The organism is Modestobacter caceresii (assembly GCF_000761485.1).
Lineage (GTDB): Bacteria > Actinomycetota > Actinomycetes > Mycobacteriales > Geodermatophilaceae > Modestobacter > Modestobacter caceresii.
Genome location: NZ_JPMX01000043.1, coordinates 1 through 21432, shown reverse-complemented (window position 1 = coordinate 21432; position 21432 = coordinate 1). Strand labels below are relative to the sequence as shown.

21 protein-coding genes are annotated in these 21432 nt (G+C 74.8%); 8 read left to right on the top strand and 13 right to left on the bottom strand.

Translation table 11 applies throughout. The features are described from left to right. Positions 1-2 precede the first annotated feature (2 nt). Positions 3-2288, top strand: coding sequence for a SpoIIE family protein phosphatase (locus tag IN07_RS10775; protein ID WP_231558116.1), 2286 nt, complete (start codon positions 3-5; stop codon positions 2286-2288). 363 nt (positions 2289-2651) lie between these two features. After that, positions 2652-3077 carry a hypothetical protein gene (locus IN07_RS23970; protein ID WP_052091129.1) on the top strand — a complete coding sequence of 142 codons (426 nt, stop codon included), beginning with the start codon at positions 2652-2654 and terminating at the stop codon, positions 3075-3077. A gap of 6 nt (positions 3078-3083) precedes the next feature. Here IN07_RS23970 and IN07_RS10765 read toward each other — a convergent pair whose 3' ends face one another. Next, complete coding sequence (locus IN07_RS10765; protein WP_052091128.1) at positions 3084-5411, bottom strand: HelD family protein; 2328 nt, start codon at positions 5409-5411, stop codon at positions 3084-3086. A gap of 151 nt (positions 5412-5562) precedes the next feature. Between IN07_RS10765 and IN07_RS10760 the strand changes: the two genes are divergently transcribed. Continuing rightward, the gene (locus tag IN07_RS10760) at positions 5563-6297 is read left to right on the top strand and encodes an alanyl-tRNA editing protein (RefSeq protein WP_036335783.1); all 735 of its coding nucleotides are present in this window, start codon (positions 5563-5565) and stop codon (positions 6295-6297) included. Positions 6298-6342: 45 nt separating this feature from the next. Here the strand turns inward: IN07_RS10760 and IN07_RS10755 are convergent, their stop codons facing one another. The 4 genes from IN07_RS10755 to IN07_RS10740 all read right to left on the bottom strand — a co-directional run bounded on the left by IN07_RS10755 (position 6343) and on the right by IN07_RS10740 (position 8864). Then, positions 6343-6918 (bottom strand): TetR/AcrR family transcriptional regulator, encoded by a 576-nt coding sequence (locus tag IN07_RS10755; protein WP_036335781.1) that lies wholly within the window; start codon positions 6916-6918, stop codon positions 6343-6345. Then, positions 6911-7741, bottom strand: a complete 831-nt coding sequence (locus tag IN07_RS10750; RefSeq protein WP_036335779.1) for an alpha/beta fold hydrolase — start codon at positions 7739-7741, stop codon at positions 6911-6913. Before IN07_RS10750 ends, IN07_RS10755 begins: the two co-directional genes overlap by 8 nt. Before the next feature lie 94 nt (positions 7742-7835). After that, positions 7836-8411 carry a mycothiol transferase gene (locus IN07_RS10745; protein ID WP_036335777.1) on the bottom strand — a complete coding sequence of 192 codons (576 nt, stop codon included), beginning with the start codon at positions 8409-8411 and terminating at the stop codon, positions 7836-7838. A gap of 27 nt (positions 8412-8438) precedes the next feature. Continuing rightward, on the bottom strand, positions 8439-8864 hold the full coding sequence (locus IN07_RS10740) for a DUF1810 domain-containing protein (protein ID WP_036335775.1): 426 nt from the start codon (positions 8862-8864) through the stop codon (positions 8439-8441). A 101-nt stretch (positions 8865-8965) separates the two neighbouring features. Between IN07_RS10740 and IN07_RS10735 the strand changes: the two genes are divergently transcribed. Genes IN07_RS10735 through IN07_RS10725 form a run of 3 tightly spaced genes read left to right on the top strand, consistent with a single transcriptional unit; the run spans position 8966 to position 11798 of the window. Then, entirely contained in the window at positions 8966-10129 is a 1164-nt protein-coding gene (locus tag IN07_RS10735; RefSeq protein WP_036335774.1) for an acyl-CoA dehydrogenase family protein, read from the top strand. Beyond that, positions 10126-11193, top strand: a complete 1068-nt coding sequence (locus IN07_RS10730) for an acyl-CoA dehydrogenase family protein (protein WP_036335773.1) — start codon at positions 10126-10128, stop codon at positions 11191-11193. Before IN07_RS10735 ends, IN07_RS10730 begins: the two co-directional genes overlap by 4 nt. Beyond that, on the top strand, positions 11190-11798 hold the full coding sequence (locus tag IN07_RS10725) for a GNAT family N-acetyltransferase (protein ID WP_036335772.1): 609 nt from the start codon (positions 11190-11192) through the stop codon (positions 11796-11798). The genes IN07_RS10730 and IN07_RS10725 overlap by 4 nt, the downstream gene beginning before the upstream one ends. A gap of 22 nt (positions 11799-11820) precedes the next feature. Here the strand turns inward: IN07_RS10725 and IN07_RS10720 are convergent, their stop codons facing one another. From IN07_RS10720 to IN07_RS10705, 4 genes are all read right to left on the bottom strand, one after another. Beyond that, the gene (locus IN07_RS10720; protein WP_036335771.1) at positions 11821-12444 is read right to left on the bottom strand and encodes a hypothetical protein; all 624 of its coding nucleotides are present in this window, start codon (positions 12442-12444) and stop codon (positions 11821-11823) included. A gap of 185 nt (positions 12445-12629) precedes the next feature. Beyond that, on the bottom strand, positions 12630-13394 hold the full coding sequence (locus IN07_RS25195; RefSeq protein ID WP_231558103.1) for a DUF6308 family protein: 765 nt from the start codon (positions 13392-13394) through the stop codon (positions 12630-12632). Between the two features lie 10 nt (positions 13395-13404). Next, entirely contained in the window at positions 13405-13725 is a 321-nt protein-coding gene (locus IN07_RS10710) for an EthD family reductase (RefSeq protein WP_156119131.1), read from the bottom strand. 82 nt (positions 13726-13807) lie between these two features. Next, entirely contained in the window at positions 13808-14848 is a 1041-nt protein-coding gene (locus IN07_RS10705) for a glutathione S-transferase family protein (RefSeq protein WP_036335769.1), read from the bottom strand. A 99-nt stretch (positions 14849-14947) separates the two neighbouring features. Between IN07_RS10705 and IN07_RS10700 the strand changes: the two genes are divergently transcribed. Together IN07_RS10700 and IN07_RS10695 are read left to right on the top strand one after the other, a co-directional pair. Then, a complete protein-coding gene (locus IN07_RS10700; RefSeq protein ID WP_036335768.1) occupies positions 14948-15175 on the top strand; it encodes a hypothetical protein in 228 nt (75 codons plus the stop codon). 246 nt (positions 15176-15421) lie between these two features. Beyond that, positions 15422-18076: an ExeM/NucH family extracellular endonuclease gene (locus IN07_RS10695; protein ID WP_052091127.1), complete on the top strand. Its 2655-nt coding sequence runs from the start codon at positions 15422-15424 to the stop codon at positions 18074-18076. 82 nt (positions 18077-18158) lie between these two features. On the opposite strand, the gene IN07_RS10690 is transcribed toward IN07_RS10695, so the two are convergent. From IN07_RS10690 to IN07_RS10675, 4 genes are all read right to left on the bottom strand, one after another. After that, a complete protein-coding gene (locus tag IN07_RS10690) occupies positions 18159-19016 on the bottom strand; it encodes a formate/nitrite transporter family protein (RefSeq protein WP_036335764.1) in 858 nt (285 codons plus the stop codon). A 155-nt stretch (positions 19017-19171) separates the two neighbouring features. Next, a complete protein-coding gene (locus tag IN07_RS10685) occupies positions 19172-19762 on the bottom strand; it encodes a helix-turn-helix domain-containing protein (protein ID WP_197058435.1) in 591 nt (196 codons plus the stop codon). Positions 19763-19822: 60 nt separating this feature from the next. Then, positions 19823-20254 carry a hypothetical protein gene (locus IN07_RS10680; protein WP_036335761.1) on the bottom strand — a complete coding sequence of 144 codons (432 nt, stop codon included), beginning with the start codon at positions 20252-20254 and terminating at the stop codon, positions 19823-19825. A gap of 128 nt (positions 20255-20382) precedes the next feature. Then, positions 20383-21006 (bottom strand): antibiotic biosynthesis monooxygenase, encoded by a 624-nt coding sequence (locus IN07_RS10675; RefSeq protein WP_036335759.1) that lies wholly within the window; start codon positions 21004-21006, stop codon positions 20383-20385. Between the last annotated feature and the right edge of the window lie 426 nt (positions 21007-21432).

Sequence of the window (21432 nt, the reverse complement as noted above, 5' to 3'; positions counted from 1 at the left end):
CGGTGTCCCGCACGGCCGGCTCCGACCGTCGTCGCGGGGAGGGCGACCGGGCGCAGCTGGACCAGCTGCTCGAGGACGACCCGGCCGACCTCTACGAGAACGCACCCTGCGGCTACCTGTCCACGCTGCCGGACGGGACGATCGTCAAGGTCAATCAGACGCTGTGCAGCTGGCTGGGCCGCCCCGCCGAGCGGGTGCTGCGCACCCGGCTGCGCGACCTGCTCAGCGTCGGCGGCCAGGTCTTCCACGACACCCACCTGGCCCCGCTGCTGCGGATGCAGGGGGCGGTCCGCGAGGTCGCCCTGGACGTCGTCCGGGACGACGGCTCGGTGCTGCCCTGCCTGGTGAACGCGGTCGAGCTGCGCGACCCCGAGGGTCGGCCGGTGCTGGTGCGCGCGACGCTGTTCGAGGCCACCGCCCGGCGGCGCTACGAGCGGGAGATCCTGACCGCGCACCGGGCCGCGGAGCTCTCCGAGGCCCGGTCGCGGACGCTGCAGCAGGTCGTCGTGCAGCTGGCCGGCGCGACGTCGGTGGCCGACGTGGCCGGTGTCGTCGTCCAGCAGGCGCGTTCGGCGCTGCGCAGTCGCGGAGCCGCGCTGCTGCTGGTCGTCCCCGGTCCGGCCGGGTCCGACGGCGACGCCGACGGTGTGGTGCGGCGGTCGGAGCTGGTCGTGGCCCGCAGCGACGGTCTGCCGGCTGCCCTGCTGGACCAGCTGGCCACCGCGGCCGACGGGCGGATCGCCCTGGAGCTGGCCGAGGGGCTGCGGGTCGTCGTGCCCGACGAGCGGCTGCACGGCCGGCGGCCCGAGCTGGCCGCTGCGCTGGAGAGCGCGGAGCTGCAGGCGCTCGTCGTCGTCCCGGTGTCCGCCGACACCCGCCGGCTCGGCGTCCTGCTGCTCGGCCAGGGCAGCTCGGGCGCCGACGACCTGATCGACCTCGACGAGCCCCGGGACGGCGTGCTCTCGGACGGGGACGTCGACCTGCTGTGGACGCTGGGCCGCCAGGCCGGTCAGGCGCTGGAGCGGGCCCGGCTGCACGAGGAGACCACCCGCCAGGCCGCGCGCTCGGCCTTCCTGCTGCACGCCGCACGGCAGATGGCCGCGGCGGCCGGGGTGGGGGAGACGGTCGACCGGCTGTCGGAGCTGGCCGTGCCGCGGCTGGCCGACGTCTGCATGCTCGACCTGGTCACCCAGCACGGGGCCCGGCGGGTGCTCGCCCGGCACGGGGACCCGGCCCGCCAGCACCTGGTCGACGACCTGCTCGAGTGGGCGCCACCGGCCCGGGAGCTGCCCTTCCCGGCCCGGCGGGCGCTGGCCGAGGGACGCACCCAGTGGTTCTCCGCGCCCGACGACGCCTGGCTGGTCTCGGTGGTCCGCGATCCCCGGGAGCTGGCGGGGGTGCGGGCACTGGAGCTGGCCAGCATCGTCAGCGTGCCGCTGGTGGCGGAGGGACGGTCGCTGGGCGTGCTGACCCTGAGCGCCGACCGGCGCCGGGGCGCGTTCACCGCCGCCGACGTCGAGGTGGTCGAGCAGCTGGCGCACCAGGTGTCCCTGGTGCTCGCCAAGGCCCAGCGGTACGAGCTGGAGTCGCGGACCTCGCACACCCTGCAGGCCACCCTGCTGCCGCCGCACCCGCCCGCGGTGCCGGGGATGACCGTCGCCGTGCGCTACCTGGCCGCCACCTCCGGCGTGGAGATCGGTGGGGACTTCTACGACGTCGCCACGTTGCCCGGCGACCACGTGGCGATCGCGGTCGGCGACGTGGTGGGGCACGACATCACCGCGGCGGCGACGATGGGGCAGCTGCGCAGCGTCTACCGGGCCCTGCTGGTGGAGGCGCCTGCGCCGTCCGCGGTCATCGACCGGCTGCAGGCCAGCTGGCCGCTGCTCGGGCTGCAGCGGATGGCCACGGCCCTCTTCGCCACCCTGGACCTGCCCACCGGGTTGCTGCACGTCGCCTCGGCCGGGCACCCGCCGCCGCTGCTGATCGTCGACGGCCGCGCCGAGTACCTGCCGGTGGCGCCCAGCCGGATGCTCGGGGCACCACCGGCGCCCGCCGTCGAGTGGAGCGGCGTCGTGCCGCCGGGGGCGACGCTCCTGCTGTACACCGACGGCCTGGTGGAGAGCCGCACCAGCGACCTGGACACCGGCCTGGCCCGGCTGCAGGTGGCGGCCGAGCGCTGGGCCGCTGTGGGCGCCGACGAGCTCTGCGACCGGCTGCTGGCCGAGCTGGCCGGAGCACACCGCGCCGACGACATCGCCCTGCTGGCGCTCACCCGCGACGCCTGACCCCGGGACCTTCGGCTCCTGCGCTGCGTCCGGTCGGGCGGGGAGGCTGGGGGAGACGCACCCGAGGGCGACAGGAGACCGACATGCTGGACCAGGCGCAGTGGCCCCAGGTGGTGGAGCAGGCGGTGCGGGCACCGTCGATCCACAACACCCAGCCCTGGACGTTCACCGCCTCCGGCGACCGGCTGGAGGTGCGGCGCGACACCGCCCGGGGCCTGCCGGCGATCGACCCCACGGGCCGTCAGCAGGTGCTCAGCTGTGGGGTGGCCGTGCAGTTCGCGGTGGTGGTCCTGCGGGCGTCCGGCGTCACCGCCGAGGTCGACGTGCTGCCTGACCCCGCTGACCCCGGAGCACCTGGCGACCGTGCGCGTGACGGGGCGCGGCGAGCCCGACGCCACCGACGTGCGGGCGGCCGCGGCGATCGGCGCCCGGCACACCGACCGTGCGCCGTTCCTGCCCGAGCCGCTGCCGGCCGGCCTGGTCGACCGGCTGCAGGCCGAGGCGGGCCGGGACGGCGTCTGGCTCAAGCCGATCAGCCGGACGGAGGAGGAGACGGCGGTCGCCCTCCTGCTCGACCAGGGCGAGCAGCTGGAGCAGCACGACCCGGCGTACCTGGCCGAGCTGCAGGCCTGGCTGCGGACCGACCCGGACGCACCCGACGGGGTACCGGTCGCGGCCCTGCCCACGGAGAGCCGCGCCACGAACTTCGCCGTCCGCGACTTCGCCGGCGGCAGCGGACCACGGCCCACCCCCGCGACACCGGCCGACGAGGTGCTCCGGGTCAGCTGACCCGGCTCACCCCTCGACCGGCTGGGGCTCGGTGAGGCGGTCCAGTTCGCGGGGGAGCTCGCCGGGGTGCAGCACGGCCAGCCGCTGGGTGGGCCGGGTGAGCGCCACGTACAGGTCGCTGTGCCCGCGCACGCCCTCGGCGAGCACCGCGGCCGGGTCGACCAGCAGCACCGAGTCGAACTCCAGGCCCTTGGCGTCGGCGGGCACCAGCACGACCGGCCCGGCGGAGGAGTCCGCGGCCGGGCCGCTGGAGACCGCCGGCCAGCCGGTGCGCAGGCAGTCGACGACGTCGTCGACCCGGCTCGGGGGCACGATCACCGCGACCGTGCCCCCGGCGGCGGCCAGCTCGGCGGTCACGTCGGCGACCCGGGGGAGCAGCGTCGCCTCGCTCACCTGCTCGGCGGTCGGCGGCACCCCGGTGCTGCGCACGGACCGGGGCGCGGTGGTGCCGGCGCCGCCGGCGGCCAGCACGTCGGCGGCGACGGCCATGACCTCGGCCGGGGTCCGGTAGTTCACCGTCAACTGGGCGAGCCGCCACTGCGCAGCGGCGTGCGGCGCGAGGACCGCGCCCCAGTCGGTGGCGCCGGCCAGGCTGCCGGTCTGGGCCAGGTCGCCGACGACGGTCATCGACCGGGTGGGGCACTTGCGGGCCAGCAGCCGCCAGGTCATCGCCGACAGCTCCTGCGCCTCGTCGACGACCACGTGCCCGAAGGTCCAGGTGCGGTCGGTCGCCGCCCGCTCGGCGGCCGACCGGACGTCGACCTCGGCCTCGCGGTCGGCGAGCATCTCGGCGTCCAGCAGGTCGCCGGCGGTCAGCTCCTCGCCGTCCTCGTCGTCGTCGAGGTCGGTGGAGCGGGAGCCGTACAGCAGGTCGAGGGTCTCCTGCGCCTCGTCCCGGGCCTGCCGACGACGACGTGCCTCACGGGCGCGGTCGGCGCTGTCGTCGTACCCGAGCAGCTCGTCGGCCTCCTCCAGCAGCGGGACGTCGGCCGGCGTCCACGGCGTGCCGGCCGGCCGGGCCAGGAGGGCGCGTTCCTCGTCGGTCCAGCCCTTCGTCGCCCGCGCGATGCGCTCGGGGGAGGAGAGCAGGTCACCGAGCAGCTGCTCGGCGGTGAGCACCGGCCACATCTCGTCGACCAGCGCCCGGACGGCGGCCTCCCCGGCGATCTCCGAGCGCAGCGCGTCCAGGTCCCGGGAGTCCAGCAGGCTGCCGCCGCCGCGCACGTCGGCGCCGATCCGGTCGGCGTAGCGCTGGGCGACCAGGTCGACCAGGGCGCGGCGGAAGGCCGGCCGGCCCAGGTTGTGCAGCCGGGACGCGCGCCGGCCGGCGGTACGGCAGCGGGTGAGGTCGACCGCGCGCAGCTTGATCGACACCCCGTCGATGCGCAGCTCGCGGATGCCGCGGGGCACCGTCTCCCGGTCGCGGACGGCGGCCTTGAGCACGTCGACCATCGCCAGCCGGCCCTTGACCTCGGCCACCTGCTGGCTCTCCGCGCCGCGGGCGTCCAGCCCGGGGCGCAGCTGGCCGAGCCCGGCGAGCAGCACCCCGGTCTCACCGAGCGCGGGCAGCACGTCGGCGATGTAGCGCAGGAAGGTCGGCGTGGGCCCGACGACGAGCAGGCCGCTGCGGGCCAGCCGGTCGCGGTGGGTGTACAGCAGGTAGGCCGCCCGATGCAGCGCGACCGCCGTCTTCCCGGTGCCCGGGCCGCCCTGCACGACCAGCACCCCGCGGGCGTCGCTGCGGATGATGGCGTCCTGCTCGGCCTGGATGGTGGCCACGATGTCGGCCATCCGGCCGGTGCGCTGGGCGGTGAGCGCGGCCATCAGCGCCGCCTCGCCGGTCAGCGGCGGGCCGTCGGTGTCCTCGGGGCGCACGGTGAGCACCTCGTCGTTGACCGCGGTGACCGCCCGGCTGCGGGTGCGGATGTGCCGGCGGCGCACCACGCCCTCGGGCCGGAACGGGGTCGCGGTGTAGAACGGCCGGGACGCCGGCGCGCGCCAGTCGACGAGGGCCGGGTCGCCCGCGGGGTCGTCGGCGGGCAGCCCGACCCGGCCGATGTAGAGCGGCTGTGGCTGCTCCTGGCGGTCCAGCCGGCCGATCACCAGCCCGTGGTCGGCGGCGTCCAGCGCGGTGATCCGCTGGGAGTGGAAACGCGCCGCGGCCTCCCGCTCACCGAGGGACTGGGGGTTGATCACCGGGCTCGCCAGCGCCTGCCGGAAGCGGGTCACGGCGAGCTCGCGGGCGGCATCCAGCCGGCGGTACAGGTCGGTGACGGCGTCCTGCTCGGCGGCGATGGCCGGGTCAGGGGCGACGTCCGGGGACGGGCTCGACAACTTCGGCTGCTCCTCGGACGTGGTGGGACGCGGACGGGGCCCTGCGGCGACTGGCAACCGTACGGGCTGCGGTGGTCTTCCCCGACCCTGCGGGCCACTGGACTGCGGGTGGACTGGTCCGCAGCCGGCCCGCGGCGGGCAGGATGCGGGCATGGCTGCTGCGCACGCCGGACACACCCACCGCCTCGACCTGGCCGACGCCACCGTGCGCGAGTGGGACGCCACCGTGGTCGCCGCCGACCCCGAGCAGGGGATCGTGCTGGACCGTTCCGCGTTCTACCCCGGCGGCGGCGGTCAGCCCCCGGACCAGGGCGTGCTGCTGTGGGGCGGGGTCCGCACCCGGATCGCCGGGACCCGCCGCGGCGACGAGCTGTACCTCGTGCCCGAGGAGGGCGACCCGCTGCCACCGCCCGGGACGGCGGTGCGCGGAGCGCTGGACGACGAGCGCCGGACCGCGCTGATGCGCACTCACTCGGGGTTGCACGTGCTCACCGGCGTCGTCTTCCGGGACTTCGGTGCGCTGGTCACCGGCGGCACCATGGAGCCGCTGACCGCCCGGATGGACTTCGACCTCGCCGAGGTGCCGGCCGACTTCAAGGAGCGGGTCGCCGAGTCGGTGAACGCCGAGCTGGCCGCCGACCGCCGGATCGAGGTCCGGGAGCTGCCCAGGGACGAGGCGTTCGCGATCCCGGACATCATCCGGACCGCCACCAACCTGCTGCCGCCGGACATCGAGGTGGTGCGGATCGTGGACATCGTCGGGCTGGACACCCAGGCCGACGGCGGCACCCACGTGGCGTCCACGGCGATGGTGGGCCGGGTCGAGGTGCTGAAGGTGGAGAACAAGGGCCGCGGCTTCCGCCGCCTCCGCCTCCGAATCGTGTGACCACCACAATGGCCATTTTGGTGGGTGGGTCGGGCGGCGTCCGGGCTACTGCGGGGAGGAGGCGTTCCGCAGGCCACGGTCGAGGAGGGCGATGAGCCACTCGAAGCTGTCATCGACGTCGGCGGACCACTGGAAGGCGTTGGCGGACTGCAGCGTGGCGAAACCGTGGAGGAAGCTGCGCAGCGCGCGCAGCGCGTGGTCCATCTCCGCTCCCTCGACCGCGTAGGACCGGAGCACCGCGGTGAACGAGCCGAGCAACCCCAGCCCCGCGACGGCGACCGGGTCGTCCGGACCGGTCGGCTCGACGCCGATCGTGGCCGCGTACCGGCCCGGGTGGGTGAGCACGAAGTCGCGGAACGCGTGGGCGGCGGCGGCGAGCGCGTCCCGGCCGGCGCAGCCCTGCGTGGCGGTGCCGACGGCGGCGGCTGCCTCGGCGAGGGCGAGCGCGGCGATCCCGCGGTTCAGGTCGTCCTGGCCGGCGACGTGCTTGTAGAGCGACGGGGTGCGCACGCCGACCCGCTCGGCCAGCCGGCCCATGGTCAGGCCGGCGAAGCCGACCTCGTCGGCGAGCGCCGCACCGGCCTCGACGACGGCGGTCCGGTCGAGACCGGCCCTAGGCACGGACGGAGTCCAGGAACGACAGGACCAGAGCACTGACCTGGTCGGGGAACTGGACGTGCGGGTAGTGCCCGGCGCCGTCGACCATCGCCAGCCGCCCCAGTCCGGGCGGCAGTGCGGCCGCGATCGCCTCGCCCTCGGCCTGCGGGGAGGCCCAGTCGGGGTCCAGCGTGCCCTGCACCACCAGCACGGGGCAGCGGACGTCGGCCAGCCGCGCACCGGCGTCCGTGGGCGCCGTCCTGCCCATCCCCTGCAGGGCCTTCATCCGGCCCGGCTCCCGCAGCATCGCCTCGATCTGGTCGAGGCGGGCGTCCCAGTCCGTCGGCTTCGGCCCGGGGTACGCCACCGCCAGGTACCTCCGCCACTGCCCGGTGCTGCCGAGCAGGGCGGTGCCGAGCAGGTGGCGCATGCCGCGCCGGAAGCGGGCGTTCCGCAGGTCGCCGAGCGCGATCTGCTGCTTGCGGGTGAACGGCGCCAGCTCGACCACCGCGGTGACCTGGGAGGGGGCCGTCGCCGCGGCGATCGTGACGGCGCCACCGGAGATGGAATGACCGACCAGCACGGCCGGGCCGCCCAGGTGCTCCACCAGGGCGATGAGGTCACCGGCGATGTCCGTCCGCGTGTAGGACGTCCAGCCCACGCTGGACTCGCCGGAGCCGCGCAGGTCCACGGCGGCGACCCGGTACCCGGCCGCGACCAGGGCCGGGGCGAGGAAGCGGTACGCCGCGCGGCTGTCACCCATGCCGTGGGCCAGGACGACGAGCGGGCCGACTCCGGTCACCTCGTACGCGATCGTGCCGCCGTCAACGGTCAGGTGCTCGGTCATGTCGTCTCCCACTTGGCTAAGTTCGTTAGCCCAAAACTAACGCGATTAGCCACTCGTGGTCAAGGGTGCACCACGACGAGGTGTGGCCGCCCGCTCAGCCCACCGGTCGACGGCCCACCTGCGGGCGCCAGCCGGGTGGCGGGTCCTCGCCGACCAGCCCGTCGACGGCCTCGCGGAGCAGGTCGGCGTGCCCGGTGTGCCGGCCGTACTCCTCGATCAGGTCGCACAGCAGTCGGCGCAGACCGGCGCGCTCGCCGTCCGGGCCGGTCAGGTCGACCCGCTGGTCCATCCCGCCGTCGGCCAGGGCGGCGTCCCACCGGGCGCGGGAGCGCGCGACGGCGTCGTCCCAGAGCGCGTACAGCCGCTCGGGGGAGTCATCGGTGGCGGAGGTGAACGGCCAGTCGTCGCCGCCGGCCCACTCCGACTCCCAGGGCTCACCGATCGGTGCGCCGCTCAGCCGTCCGGTGGAGACGTCGTCCTCCACGCTGGCCAGGTGCTTGAGCAGGCCGCCCAGGGTGAGGGCGGAGGCGCCGATCCGGGTCTGGAGCCCAGCGGCGTCCAGGGCGGCGGCCTTCCAGCGGAAGGTGGTGCGCAGCCGGTCGAGTGCGCCGAGCAGGTGCTCGGCCTCGGTGCCGGCGAAGGGCGGTTCCCAGGGGGTGTCGTCGCTCATGGCGGCACCGTAGGGCCGGTGGTCGTCCTACAGCCGGGACGTCGTCGCGGCGTCCTCGGCGCCGGCGAAGTACTGGTCCAGGACGGCGGCGAAGACCGGCTCCTCGGGTGCGGCCCGGGCGAAGAGCGTCATCGACGAGCGCAGCTTCTGCGCGTCGATCGACCCGAGGACGGCGACCGGGTCGTCGATGTCCAGCTCGGTCAGCGCCTCGGCGCACTCGCGCAGCCGGGGACCGAGCACCGGGTGGGCCAGGTACGCGCGGGCCTCGTCCAGCCCGCTGATGGCGTACCGCTGGGCCATCGCGCTGCTGCCGAGGCCGGCCAGCTGTGGGAGGACGAACCACATCCAGTGGCTGGTCTTCCGCCCGGCACGCAGCTCGGACAGCGCCCGGTCGTAGGTGCCGCCGGAGTCCTGCGCGTCGACGAACCGGGAGAGCGAGAAGGGATCGGTCACCCGGCCACCCTGCCCCCCAGTGGGCCGGGGCACACGGCAGCCGGTAGAACCGACACCGGACCCAGCGAGACCGGGCACCACACCGACGTGGGGAGCACTGCATGGGCAGCAACTCGTTGACGCTGGCGCCCGCGCCGCGATCGGCCGCCGCCGAGGAGGTGCGGGCCGAGGTGCGCGAGTTCCTCGCCGCCGAACTGGCCGCCGGGAGCTTCACCACGCACGTGGACACCTGGCTGTCCGGAGTCGACCCGGCGTTCTCCCGCAAGCTCGGCGAGCGCGGCTGGCTGGGGATGACCTGGCCGAAGCAGTACGGCGGCCACGAGCGGACGGCGATGGAGCGGTACGCGGTCACCGAGGAGCTGTTGGCCGCCGGCGCCCCGGTCGCGGCGCACTGGATCGCCGACCGGCAGTCCGGCCCGAACCTGCTGCGCTACGGCACCGAGGCCCAGCGTGCGGAGATCCTGCCGCGGATCGCGGCGGGGGAGTGCTACTTCGTGATCGGGATGAGCGAGCCGGACAGCGGCTCGGACCTCGCCTCGATCCGCACCCGGGCCACCCGCAACGGCGACGGCGACTGGGTGGTCAACGGCGCGAAGGTCTGGACGTCGAACGCGCACACCTCGCACTACGCGATCACCCTGGTGCGCACGTCGCCGGCCGACCCGGCCAGCCGGCACGCGGGGCTCTCCCAGCTGCTGGTCGACCTGTCGCTGCCCGGCATCACCGTCAACCCGATCCGGATCCTCGACGGCGGCCACCACTTCAACGAGGTCGTGTTCGAGGACGTGGTCATCCCCGGCGACATGCTGCTGGGCGAGGAGGGCGCGGGCTGGCACCAGGTGACCGCGGAGCTGGCCTTCGAGCGATCCGGGCCGGAACGGTTCCTGTCCACCTACCCGCTGATCGCCGAGTTCGCCCGGCGCGCGGCCGAGGGCCAGGACCCGGCGCAGCTGGCCACCCTGGGCCGGCTGTCGGCCCGGCTGCTCGCCCTGCGCCAGCTGTCGCTCCGCATCGCCGGGGCGCTGGACCGCGGGGAGCTGCCCGACATCCCGGCCGCCCTGGTCAAGGACGTGGGGACGACGTTCGAGGCCGACGTGATCGACGAGGTGCGCCGGGTGGTCGACGTCCCGGCGTCGCTGGACTCACCCGACCCGCTGGGCCGGGCCCTGGCCGAGGCGCAGCTGCACGCGCCGGGCTACACGCTGCGCGGCGGCACCAACGAGATCCTGCGCGGGATCGTGGCACGAGGGCTGGGACTGCGATGACCTCCTCCGACGTGGACCTGGTCGTCGAGACCGTCCGGGACATCCTGACGAAGTTCGAGCCGTTCGTACTCACCGCCGAACGGCCGTGGGACGCCGGGCTGTGGTCCGCACTCGCCGCGGCCGGGCTGACCGGGGTGGGGCTGCCCGAGGAGGCCGGCGGCTCCGGCGGCGAGCTGGCGGACGCCGTGGCGATCGTGGGGGCGCTGGCCGCCGGGGCTGCGGCCGTGCCGGTGGCCGAGCAGCTGCTGGTGGCCGCGCCCGCCGTCCTGGCCGCCGGCCTCGACCTGCCGGCACCCGAGGAGCCGCTCTCCGTCGCGGTGGACGGCGCGGTCACCGCCGAGCCCCGGGACGACGGTGACGGCCCGGGCAGCTGGACGCTCACCGGCACCGCGACCGACGTGGCGTGGGCCGGCGTCGCGCAGCACCTCGCCGTGCTCGCGACCAGCGCGGTGGGGCCGGTGCTCGCACTGGTCGACGTCGCCGGGCGGGAGACCACGCACGCGGCGAACCTGGCCGGCGAACCGCGCGGCTCGTTCGTGCTGCAGGGGGTGACCGCGGCCGGGGCGCTGCTCACCGACGCGCAGGCCGAGCAGTTGCGGGCGCGGTACGCGCTGGCCCGGGCGGTGCAGCTGTCCGCGGCGCTGCAGCAGGTGCTGGCCTGGACGGTGCACCACGCCGGCGAGCGGCACCAGTTCGGCCGGCCGCTGGGCAAGTTCCAGGCGATCCAGATGGAGCTGGCCGAGATGGCCGGTGAGGTGACCGCGGTGGCGGCGCTGGTCGACGCCGCGGTGCAGGCGGTCGAGCGCGGGGAGTCGCTGGTGCTGGCGGCCGCGGCGGCCAAGGTGCGGGCCGGGGCTGCGGTCGAGGTGGTCGCCCGGCTGGCCCACCAGGTGCACGGCGCGATCGGCTTCACCCAGGAGCACCGGCTGCACCACCTCACCCGGCGCTGCTGGTCGTGGCGGGACGAGGCCGGCACCGAGACGGCGTGGGCCCGGGTGCTCGGCGCCGGGCTGCTCGCCGACGGCCCCGACGGGCTCTGGCCGGCACTCACCCGGGTGGTGTGAAGCCGCGCATCCGGTCGTACCGCCGCTCCGACCGGGCGGCGGTCTACGACGTCTGTGTGCGCACCGCCGACGCCGGGGGCGACGCCCGGGGCCGGTGGTCGAGCGACGACCTGATGCCCGACCTGTTCGCCGGCCCGTACGTCGACCTCGAGCCGGACCGGGCGTTCGTACTGGACGACGGCGGGCGGGCGGTCGGCTACGTGCTGGGCACCGCGGACACGGCCGGCTTCGTGCAGGCCTGGCGGGCGCAGTGGCTGCCCCGGCTGACCGACCGGTACCCGGCACCGCCCGAGCCGCCGCGCACGGCGGAGGAGCGGATGGTGTCGCTGCTGCACCGGCCGGAGCGGATGCTCGTGCCCGAGCTCGCGGCGTACCCGGCGCACCTGCACATCGACCTGCTGCCCGAGGCGCAGGGCGCCGGTTGGGGGCGGGCGCTGATCGAGGTGTTCTGCGCCGCGGTCGCCGCGGCCGGGGCACCCGGCGTGCACCTGGGCGTGGACCCGGTCAACGCCCGCGCCCTCGGCTTCTACGCCCGGCTCGGCTTCACCGAGGTCGCCGTCCCGTCGGTCCCGGGCGCGGTCTTCCTCGCCCGCCCGGCCGCCTGACCCGCGCTCGTCCCGCCGTCGACTACACGGTCTCGGGGATGCGGAGGTGGGCGACGACCAGGTCGAACTCGGCGACCTCGGTGATCCGCCCGCCCGTCGCCCGCGCGTACTCCGTGCGCAGCGCGTCCGCGCGCTGGCCGGCGACGAGCATCGCCTCCCGGTCGGCGTAGGCGACGGCCAGCACGGTGTTGCCGGAGACCCGGTCGATCATCAGGTTGGCGCTGCAGAAGCCGGTGAGCTCCTCGATCCGGGGCAGGAGAGCCATCCGGAAGGTGGCGACGTCGTCGTCGAGCGCCGCCGGGTTCGGGCGCGAGCTCCAGATGAGCCGGCAGACGGCATCGGCGCCGGTGGGCTGCACCCGGTGCATGACGGCGACCTCCCACTGCGCCACCACCGGCACGGCACCGAGCAGCTGGCCGAGGCGGGCGCGGTCGCGGCGCATGCCCTCGGCGCTGCCCAGCATGGACTGCTCGTCCGCCCAGCCGCTGGCGACGATGCAGCGACCGGTGCGGCGGCCGACGAGCATGGACAGCCCGGTGCAGCCCGGGAGGTCGGTGGTCGCCGGGAGCCACTCGTCGCGGACGAACTCGATCGCGTCGTCGAGGGCACGCGGGTTGCCACGGAGGGTGGTGGTCCGTGCGTACATGGGCTGCCTCCTCGCCTCCGGCGCCGCCCCCGGCAACGCCGCCGTGCAGCGAATCGTGCTCGTGTGCCTGGGCCGAGGTCAGCCGGGGAACGGGCTTCGGTCACCGGACCCGGCGTTGCGTCACGGCCCGCTCAACGACGACGCACCCTCTGCTCCCCGGGGGACGGGGAATCTCGCCCGGTCGCTCAGCGGGTCGCGGTGAGCGACCGGCGCCCCTCCTCGGTCGCCTCGCCCAGCGCCACCGCCGTGCCCAGCCGCAGCGTGCCGCTGAGCCACACCAGCAGGTCGTGCAGCCGCAGCCGGGTCAGCGGGGCGCCGAGCAGCTCGGCCGCCGCCTGCTCCAGCGCCGTGAAGGCGGCATCGTTGGCGCGGAGCTCGCGGTGCACGACCGCCGCCGTCCCGCTGTCGCCCTCGCGCAGGTGCGGCACCGTCTGCAGCCAGGTGGCGCGGTGCAGCAACGGCACCAGGTCGGGACGGCGGTGGTGCAGCGCAGCCGGCACGTGCCGCCGCTGCGGTTCGGGCAGCTCACCGAGACCGCGCAGGGCGGCGCCGACGGTGCCCGGTTCACCGAGCACCGAGAGCTCGTCGTCCGGCAGCTCCCAGAAGGCCCGCCCGGCCGCACGCCCGGCGAGGGCGGCGGCCACGGGCTCGGCCGCGTCGAGGGCAGTGCGGACCGCAGACCAGGCGTCGGGGCCCAGACGGCCGTGCAGCCCCTCGGCCACCAGCACGTCCTCGTCGCCCAGTGGCCCGGCGGGCACCGGCCGGGCGTCGAAGCGCTCGTAGCCGAAGGCCGGCACCTGCACCCACCGGCCGTCCCGCTCGTTGGGGGAGCGGTACCGCAGCGGCCGCCGTCCCCGGGCGTACCCGAGGACGGCGGCCAGCGCGGTGCCCCACGGCAGCGGCTCGGGCCCGGCGCTGGGCAGTGCGAGGTCCGGCCGGCCGGTCAGCACGGTGCGGAGGTCAGCCGGCCGGGCTGACGTCGTCCAGGTCGAAGCTGGACATGGACGCCCCGCCGGTGGCGAAGGTGGCGACGTCCGCGCCGGCGGCGCGGCCGGCCTCGGAGCCCATGCCGGCCCCCATCGCGTCGGCGGACTCGAAGTCCAGCTCGGCGATCAGGTACGGCCCGGGCGCGATGGGGTCCATCGACCGCGGGTGCCCGACGGTGAAGCGGAGGAGCCCGGGGATGGCCTGCGCCAGGCCGACGTGCACGTCCCGGTAGTGCTGGTCGAACTCCGCCGGGTCGGTCGGCTGGCCGTACTGGACGATCAGTCTGTGCACCACTGCGCCACCTCTCCTCGGTCCGCGGGCTCCGCTGCCCGGGACGCCGTGGTCAGCCAACCAGGGCGCCCGGGCTGCGGCGCGCTCAGCGGTGGCCGATGCCGCCGGGGCCGTGCTCGGGCGGGATGACCTCGCCCTCGATCGGCGGCCCGGGCGGGGTGCCGTCGCCGAACGGGCGGCCGCCCAGCTCCTCGCGGCCGTGCGGGGTCAGCCAGACCGACGTGTCCGGGCCCATCGGGATGATCTGGGTCGGGTTGATGTCGGCGTGCACCACGTAGTAGTGCTCCTTGATCTGCGGGAAGTCGGTGGTGTCACCGAAGCCCGGGGTCTGGAACAGGTCGCGGGCGTAGCCCCACAGCGCCGGCAGCTCGGTCAGCTTGTTCCGGTTGGCCTTGAAGTGGCCGTGGTAGACGGGGTCGAACCGGGCCAGCGTGGTGAACAGCCGCACGTCGGCCTCGGTGATCGTCTCGCCCATCAGGAACCGGCGGGTGGACAGCCGCTCCTCGAGCCAGTCCATCGCCGTCCACAGCCGCTGGTAGGCCTGGTCGTAGGCGCGCTGGGAGCCGGCGAAGCCGCAGCGGTAGACGCCGTTGTTCACCTCGGTGAAGATCCGCTCGATCACCTCGTCCATCTCCGCCCGCAGGTGCTCGGGGTAGAGGTCGGGGGCGCCGTCGCGGTGGAACGCGGTCCACTCGCTGGAGAAGTCCAGCGTCATCTGCTTGAAGTCGTTGGTGACGACGGCCCCGGTCGGGACGTCGACCATCGCCGGCACCGTGATGCCGCGCGGGTACTCCGGGTCGCGGGCGAAGAACGCCTGCTGCAGCCGCTCGTACCCCAGCACCGGGTCGCGGCCGTCGGGGTCGAGGTCGAAGGTCCAGCTGCGCTCGTCGTGCGTGGGCCCGCAGATGCCCATGGAGATGGCCTGCTCCAGGCCGAGCAGCCGCCGGACGATCGCCGCGCGGTTGGCCCACGGGCAGGCCCGGGCGATGACCAGCCGGTACCGGCCGGCCTCCACCGGCCATCGGCTGTCGCCGTCGGCGGTGATCCGGTCGGTGATGTAGTTCTGGTCCCGCTGGTAGTCCTGGCCCTTTTCGACGTAACCGCTGCCGCTCTTGGAGGTGCTCACCCCTCCAGCCTCGCCGACCGGACGCTCCGCCGCAGCGTGTGGCGCGCGGCGCCGGGCTGTCCACGGCCTCATGGGTCCGGGCCGGGCTAGCCTCTGGGCATGGCCGCACCCTTCCGCCCGCCCTGGTTCGGCCACCGGGGAGTGCAGCTGCTGGCGGGCGTCGCGGTGGCCTACAACCTCGGCGCGATCGTGCTGCGGCTGGTGGACGGTGACTGGGGCGAGGCCTTCCTGAGCTTCGCGTGGACCGTGGTGTTCGGGTACGTGCTGGTGGAGTCGCTGCGGTTCCGCAAGCAGCAGGACACCGGTCAGGACACCGCCGCCGACTGACCGGCGACCCGACGGCACCGCTCCGTGCCCCTGGCCGGTGCCGGGGCAGCGGAGTGGTCCTCGGCGCACCGGGAACGGGACGGCGGGATGGAGCCGGTCACGGCCACGCGTCCGAGGACTCGCCGGGGACGCCGTCCATCGCCTTGGCGTGTCACGAAATGGTCACTTAACGTCAGCGAGTCGTCCACATCCGCCCCTCAGGCTGTGCCCGGACCCACTCCGCGTCGCCCTCCGAGAGGACCGTTCGTGCCCCTCCCCACTGGTACCGCCCGCACCGCTGCGAGGCGCGCTGCCCTCGGCGCGGCAGCGACATCCGCTGCCGTGCTCGCCGCCGTCGCCGTCCCGGCGGTCGCGGTCGCCGCGCCGCCCACCACGCCCTTCATCTCCGAGATCCACTACGACAACGTCAGCACCGACGTGGGTGAGTTCGTCGAGGTGCAGCTCCCCGCCGGCACCAGCTCCGACGGCCTGAGCGTGGTCCTCTACAACGGGGGCAACGGTGCGGTCTACGACACCGACGCGCTCCCGGCCGTGACCGCGCCCGCGGACGGCTCGGCCGTCGCGGTCGTCGACTACCCGTCCAACGGGATCCAGAACGGCGCCCCGGACGCGGTCGCCCTGGTCCGCGGCACGGAGGTGCTCGAGTTCCTCTCCTACGAGGGGACGATGACCGCCGCCGGCGGCCCGGCCGCCGGGACGACCAGCATCGACATCGGAGTCGAGGAGACCGGCAGCGAGCCGGCTGGGCAGTCGCTGTCGCGCAGCTACGACGCGGCCACCGACGCGCTCGTCTGGTCCGGTCCGGCCGCGGCCAGCAAGGGCGTGGTCAACTCCGCAGCGCCCGGCCCGGTCGACCCGCCGCCGCCCTCCGGCGAGGTCTGCGACACCCCGGTGACGCACGAGATCGGCGACGTGCAGGGCGCGGGCGCGACCACCCCGCTGGCCGGCTCCACGGTCACCGTGGAGGGCGTCGTCGTCGGCGACGTCCCCGGGCTCTCCGGCTTCTACCTGCAGGACGCCGACGGTGACGGCGACGCCGCCACCTCCGACGGGGTCTTCGTCTTCTCCGCGGTCGAGGTCGACCTCGGCGACACGGTCGCGGTGACCGGCGCCGCCGAGGAGTACTTCGAGCAGACCCAGGTCCGCGGCGAGGCGAACGTGGGCGTCTGCGCCGACGGCACCGTGGAGGACCTGCCGGCAGCCACCCCGCTGGACCTGCCCGCCGACGACGACGCCCGCGAGCGGCTCGAGGGCATGCTCGTCGAGCCGGTCGACACCCTGACCGTCAGCGAGGTCTACGCCCTGACCAGCTACGGCGAGCTGACCCTGTCCGAGGGTGGTTTGCTGGTCCAGCCGACGGAGCTGGCCCGTCCCGGCGCCGGTGCGGACGCGATCGCGGCGGACAACGCGCTGCGCAGGATCGTCCTCGACGACGCGCTCAGCAGCCGGGTCAGCGTCACCACCGCGCCCTACCTGTCGCCGGAGACCCCGGTCCGGGTGGGCGACGAGCTGACCTTCACCGAGCCGTTGGTGCTCGGCTACGGCTTCGACGCCTGGCGGCTGCAGCCGGCCGACGGCACCGCGGACGGCGTCTTCGCGCCGCAGAACACCCGTCCGGCCGCGCCGGGCGAGGTCGGTGGCGACGTCCAGCTGGGCGCCTTCAACGTGCTCAACTACTTCCTCACCTTCGGTGGGGTCGGCCGGGGTGCGCCGAACCAGGCCGAGCTCGAGGAGCAGGCCGGCAAGATCGTGCCGGCGATCAACGCGCTGGACGCCGCCGTGGTCACCCTGATGGAGATCGAGGACACCGACTCCACCGGCTACACCCCGGGCAACGCGGACACCGCGCTGGCCGACCTGGTGACCCGGCTCAACGCCGACGCCGGCAGCCAGAAGTGGGCCTACGTCGCCTTCCCGGAGGAGCTGTACGCGGTCGACCGGGACGTGATCCGCAACGCGATCATCTACCAGCCCGCCGTCGTCACCCCGGTCGGCGACTCGGTCGGCCTGGTCGACGAGTCGGTCTGGTCCAACGCCCGCGAGCCGATCGCCCAGACGTTCACCGCGGACGGCGACGCCTTCACCGTGGTGGCCAACCACTTCAAGTCCAAGGGCGGCACCGGCACCGGTAACAACCTCGACACCGGGCAGGGCTCGTTCAATGGCGACCGGGTGCGGCAGGCGGAGTCGCTGGCGGCCTTCGCCGAGCAGCTGGAGGCGCAGACCGGCGACTCGGACGTCGTGCTGATGGGCGACTTCAACGCCTACACCCAGGAGGACCCGATCGAGGCACTCCGCGACGAGGGCTTCGTCAACCTGGGTGAGGAGTTCGACCCGGGCCGGTACAGCTACGTGTTCAACGCACTGTCCGGCTCGCTGGACCACGCGCTGGCCACGGCCGAGCTCACCGCCAAGGTCACCGACGTCGTGCACTGGAACATCAACTCGGTGGAGTCCTTCGCCTACCAGTACGCCGGCGACCCGGAGCTGTACGTGGCGGACCCCTACCGCTCCAGTGACCACGACCCGCTGCTGCTCGGCATCGACCTCCAGTCGGTCGTCGTCGAGCCGGAGCCGCTGCTCTGCCAGGGCCTGGAGCCCACGCTCGTCGGCACGGAGGGCGACGACGTGCTGCGCGGCGGGAACGGCGTGGACGTGATCATGGGCCTGGGCGGCAACGACACGATCACCGGCGGCAACGGCGCCGACGTGATCTGTGGCGGCGACGGGGACGACGTGCTCCGCGGCGGCAACGGGGACGACGTCCTGCTGGGCGGCGCCGGGGACGACGAGCTGCGCGGGGACAACGGCAGCGACACGCTGATCGGCGGCCCGGGCACCGACCTCCTCGACCAGGGGCGGGGCAAGGGCTCCGAGGAGCAGGACGGCGCGGTGTCCTGACCGAGGGGTGATCGGCTCCTGAACCGAGCAACGGCGGCGTCCCACCGAGGTGGGGCGCCGCCGTCGTCGTTCGTGGAGGGGGTCAGCCGCGTTCCGCCGGCGGGGCGGACGCCTCGGACTCCTCGGGCTCGTCCTCCGGCTCGTCCTTCAGGAACAGGTACCAGTAGGACGTGGACACGAAGACCACCGCGCCGACCAGGTTGCCGGCGCCGGCCAGCAGCCAGTTGAGCGCCGCGTCGTCCCAGCCCAGGTCCGGGACACCGGCGAAGATCGCCGCCGGGAGGAAGAACATGTTGGCGATCACGTGGTCGAAGCCCATCGCCACGAACGCCATGATCGGGAAGAAGATCGCCAGGATCTTGCCCGAGACGGTCGTCGCCGCCAGGGACATCCAGACCGCGAGGCAGACCAGCCAGTTGCAGCCGACCGCGCGGAGGAACGTCTGCCAGGCCGTCTCGCCCAGCGCCTTGCCCTCCGAGATCGAGGCCAGCCGCTCGTAGGTGAGCCCGCCGGTGCCGGTGGCGCTGGAGTCGCCGATCACCCCGGTCTGCACGGCCAGGAAGAACGCGACGAACAGCGCCCCGGCCAGGTTGCCGATCAGCACCAGGGACAGGTTCTTGGCGACGTCGCCGGCGCCGATCTTGCCGCGCATGGCCCCCAGCGGGACCAGTGCCATGTTGCCGGTGGCCAGGTCGGAGCCGGCGACGAGCACGAGCACCAGGCCGAGGGTGAAGGTGGCGCCGGTGAACAGCGTCGGCAGCGTCCCCCAGGTCTCCGGGTCGAGGCCGGAGGAGACGACGATGGCGACGAGGCCGCCGAAGGCGATGTAGGCGCCGGCCAGGAAGGCGCTGACCAGCACCTTGTCCCAGGTACGGCGGGTCTTCTTCGCCCCGGTCGCGGCGGCGACCTGGGCGATCTCCTTGGGTGCGCGAGCGGGCAAGGCGTGCCTCCAGGGAAGTCGAGCGGGTCGGCCCGTGGTCTCAGGCCCGGGAGGCACCAGCCTGTCGAACCGCGCGCGGTCCCGCACGGTGAGCGGTGGACCCGCCGACCAGCCGGGGGCAGGTGTCCGGCCGGCCCGGCGCCGTCGGTGCCGGCTCAGTCGCCGCTGCCGCGCGGCCGGGCGCGCACGTGCATCCGCTCGCCCTGCGGCCCGAACAGGGCCAGCAGCTCCACCGGGGCCGGCCCGGGGTTGGTCAGTGCGTGCGGCACGTGGGTGTCGAACTCGACCACCTCGCCCGGGGTCAGCTCCAGCCGCTGGTCGCCGAGGAAGAGCACGAACCGGCCGTTGAGCACGTAGAGCCACTCGTAGCCCTCGTGCGTCTTGAGCTCCACCCCGCCGGTGGGGTGACCCGGGGGCATGATCATCTTGTAGGCCTGCAGCCCGCCGGGCCGGCGGGTGAGCGGCAGCATGGTCATGCCGTTGCGCAACACCGGGCGCGGCTGGACCCGGGGGTCCTGCGACGGCGGCTCGTCGAGCAACTGGTCCAGTGGCACCTGCAGGGCGCGGGTGAGCGGCAGCAGCAGCTCCAGCGTCGCTCGCCGCTGCCCGGACTCCAGCCGGGACAGCGTGCTCACCGAGATGCCGGTGGTCTCCGACAGCTGGGTCAGCGTGGTGTCCCGCTGCTGGCGCAGCGCACGCAGCCGGGGCCCGACGGCCTGGACCACCGCATCGACGTCGTCGCTCATGCCGACCAGTTTGCCGGCCCAGCAATGACTTTTGTCAAGTCTCGCCCTTGTGGGAGCTGGTCACTGCCAGGCCCAGCGGGCCGGTTCGACCAGCGGGAACACCGTGCCGCCGGCCGCCAGGTGCAGGCTCCAGCTGCCGTCGACCCCGCTGTCCAGGTCCTCCCGCAGCGCCTCGGCCCACTCGTCGTCGCTCGCGGTGACCAGCGACCGGCCGGGCCGGCACAGCGCCAGCGCGAGGTGGCCGTCGGCGCAGTCGCTCTGCTCGGTGACCGCGTCGTGCAGCGCCAGCAGACCGGACAGGCTCTCGTGCCGAGGCCGGCGGGGGAGGTCGTCGACCGGCATGAGCACCGGCAGCATCAGCCCGGCGGCGTCGAACCAGGCCAGCCAGAGGCTGCGCGCACCGAAGACCGGCGGGGCGAGCACGGTGGTCCAGCGCCGGGTGAGGTCGGTGGCGGAGCGGACGGGGAGCTGGGCGAGCGGCGTCGTGGTCACGGGTCGACCGTGGCAGCCCCTGGGTGCCGGCGGGCCGTCGTCCACAGGCTGCTGCGCCGCCCACAGCCGGGCGCTCCGGCCGCGGCTCGGCTGGTGCCGTCGGTGGTAGGCGGCACCAGCTCAGCCGGTCAGGCCATCTCCGGTACCCGCAGGTGCGCCACGGCCAGCTCGAACTCGGCGACCTCGACGATCCGCATGCCCGTCGCCGCGGCGAAGTCCTCGCGCATCGCCGAGCCCATCTCCCGCGACTGCTCCAGCTCGGCCCGGCTGGCGTAGGTGATCGCCGCGGAGGCGCGGCCGGTGTCCCGGTCGACCAGCAGGCTGACGCTGCAGAAGCCGGGCAGGTCGCTCATCCGTGGCAGCAGGCTCATCCGGAAGGCGTCGATCATGCCGATGAGCTGCGCCGGGTCGCCGTCGGTCCAGACGACCCGGGTCCACGCGCCGTCACCGGCCGGGTGCTCCCGGTGCAGCACGGCGATGTCCCACTCGGCGACGTCCATCTCCTCGGCCCGCATCACCTCGGCGGCCCGGTCGCGGAGCTCACCGACGGCGACCGCGCTCGCCCGCATCGCCTCGTGGGTGGCCCAGGCGGCGGTGACGATGCAGCGGCCGGCGTCCCGGTCGGCGAGCATCGACATGCCCACGCAGCCGCTCATGCCGCGCAGCATGGGCCAGACGGCGTCGCGGACGTACTCGATGCCCTCGTCGACGGCCTGCGGGTCGCAGCGCACCATGGTGGTCCTGGCGTGCATCTCCGTCCTCCTCCCTGACGGCGCCCGGACGGCACCGCCGCGAGGTCGAGGGTCCTCGCGCACCGCGGCCGTCGAGGGGTTCGCGCACCGCGCTCGGCCCGCTCCGGCGCGTGCACACTCCCCGCACCCCGTCGCGCACGTGCTGCTGCTCAGCCCGGGGAGGACGCCTCGGAGACGGTGATCGCCGCGTTGACCAGCGCCTGGGGGAGGTTGCCGAGCAGGTCGCCGGTCGCCGGGTCGAGCATCTCGCTCGCGACACACACCGGTCAGTCGTCGCGGTCGCGCCGGCGCTCGCGCCAGCGCTCGAGGGCCTTCTCGATGTCCTTCTCGTCCAGCTCGGCGTCCTCAGTCGGCTCGACCGTCGGCGTCGGCGCCGGGGCCGGCGCGGGGGCGGGCGCCGGTGCGGGGGCGGGGGCGGGCGGCGGA

Bases quoted from the DNA above. Each gene is read 5' to 3' on its own strand.
- IN07_RS10760 (WP_036335783.1), top strand. From the start codon at position 5,563: ATGGCTGCTGCGCACGCCGGACACACCCACCGCCTCGACCTGGCCGAC.
- IN07_RS10750 (WP_036335779.1), bottom strand. From the start codon at position 7,741: ATGACCGAGCACCTGACCGTTGACGGCGGCACGATCGCGTACGAGGTG.
- IN07_RS10745 (WP_036335777.1), bottom strand. From the start codon at position 8,411: ATGAGCGACGACACCCCCTGGGAACCGCCCTTCGCCGGCACCGAGGCC.
- IN07_RS10735 (WP_036335774.1), top strand. From the start codon at position 8,966: ATGGGCAGCAACTCGTTGACGCTGGCGCCCGCGCCGCGATCGGCCGCC.
- IN07_RS10730 (WP_036335773.1), top strand. From the start codon at position 10,126: ATGACCTCCTCCGACGTGGACCTGGTCGTCGAGACCGTCCGGGACATC.
- IN07_RS10720 (WP_036335771.1), bottom strand. From the start codon at position 12,444: ATGTACGCACGGACCACCACCCTCCGTGGCAACCCGCGTGCCCTCGAC.
- IN07_RS10700 (WP_036335768.1), top strand. From the start codon at position 14,948: ATGGCCGCACCCTTCCGCCCGCCCTGGTTCGGCCACCGGGGAGTGCAG.
- IN07_RS10685 (WP_197058435.1), bottom strand. From the start codon at position 19,762: ATGAGCGACGACGTCGATGCGGTGGTCCAGGCCGTCGGGCCCCGGCTG.
- IN07_RS10675 (WP_036335759.1), bottom strand. From the start codon at position 21,006: ATGCACGCCAGGACCACCATGGTGCGCTGCGACCCGCAGGCCGTCGAC.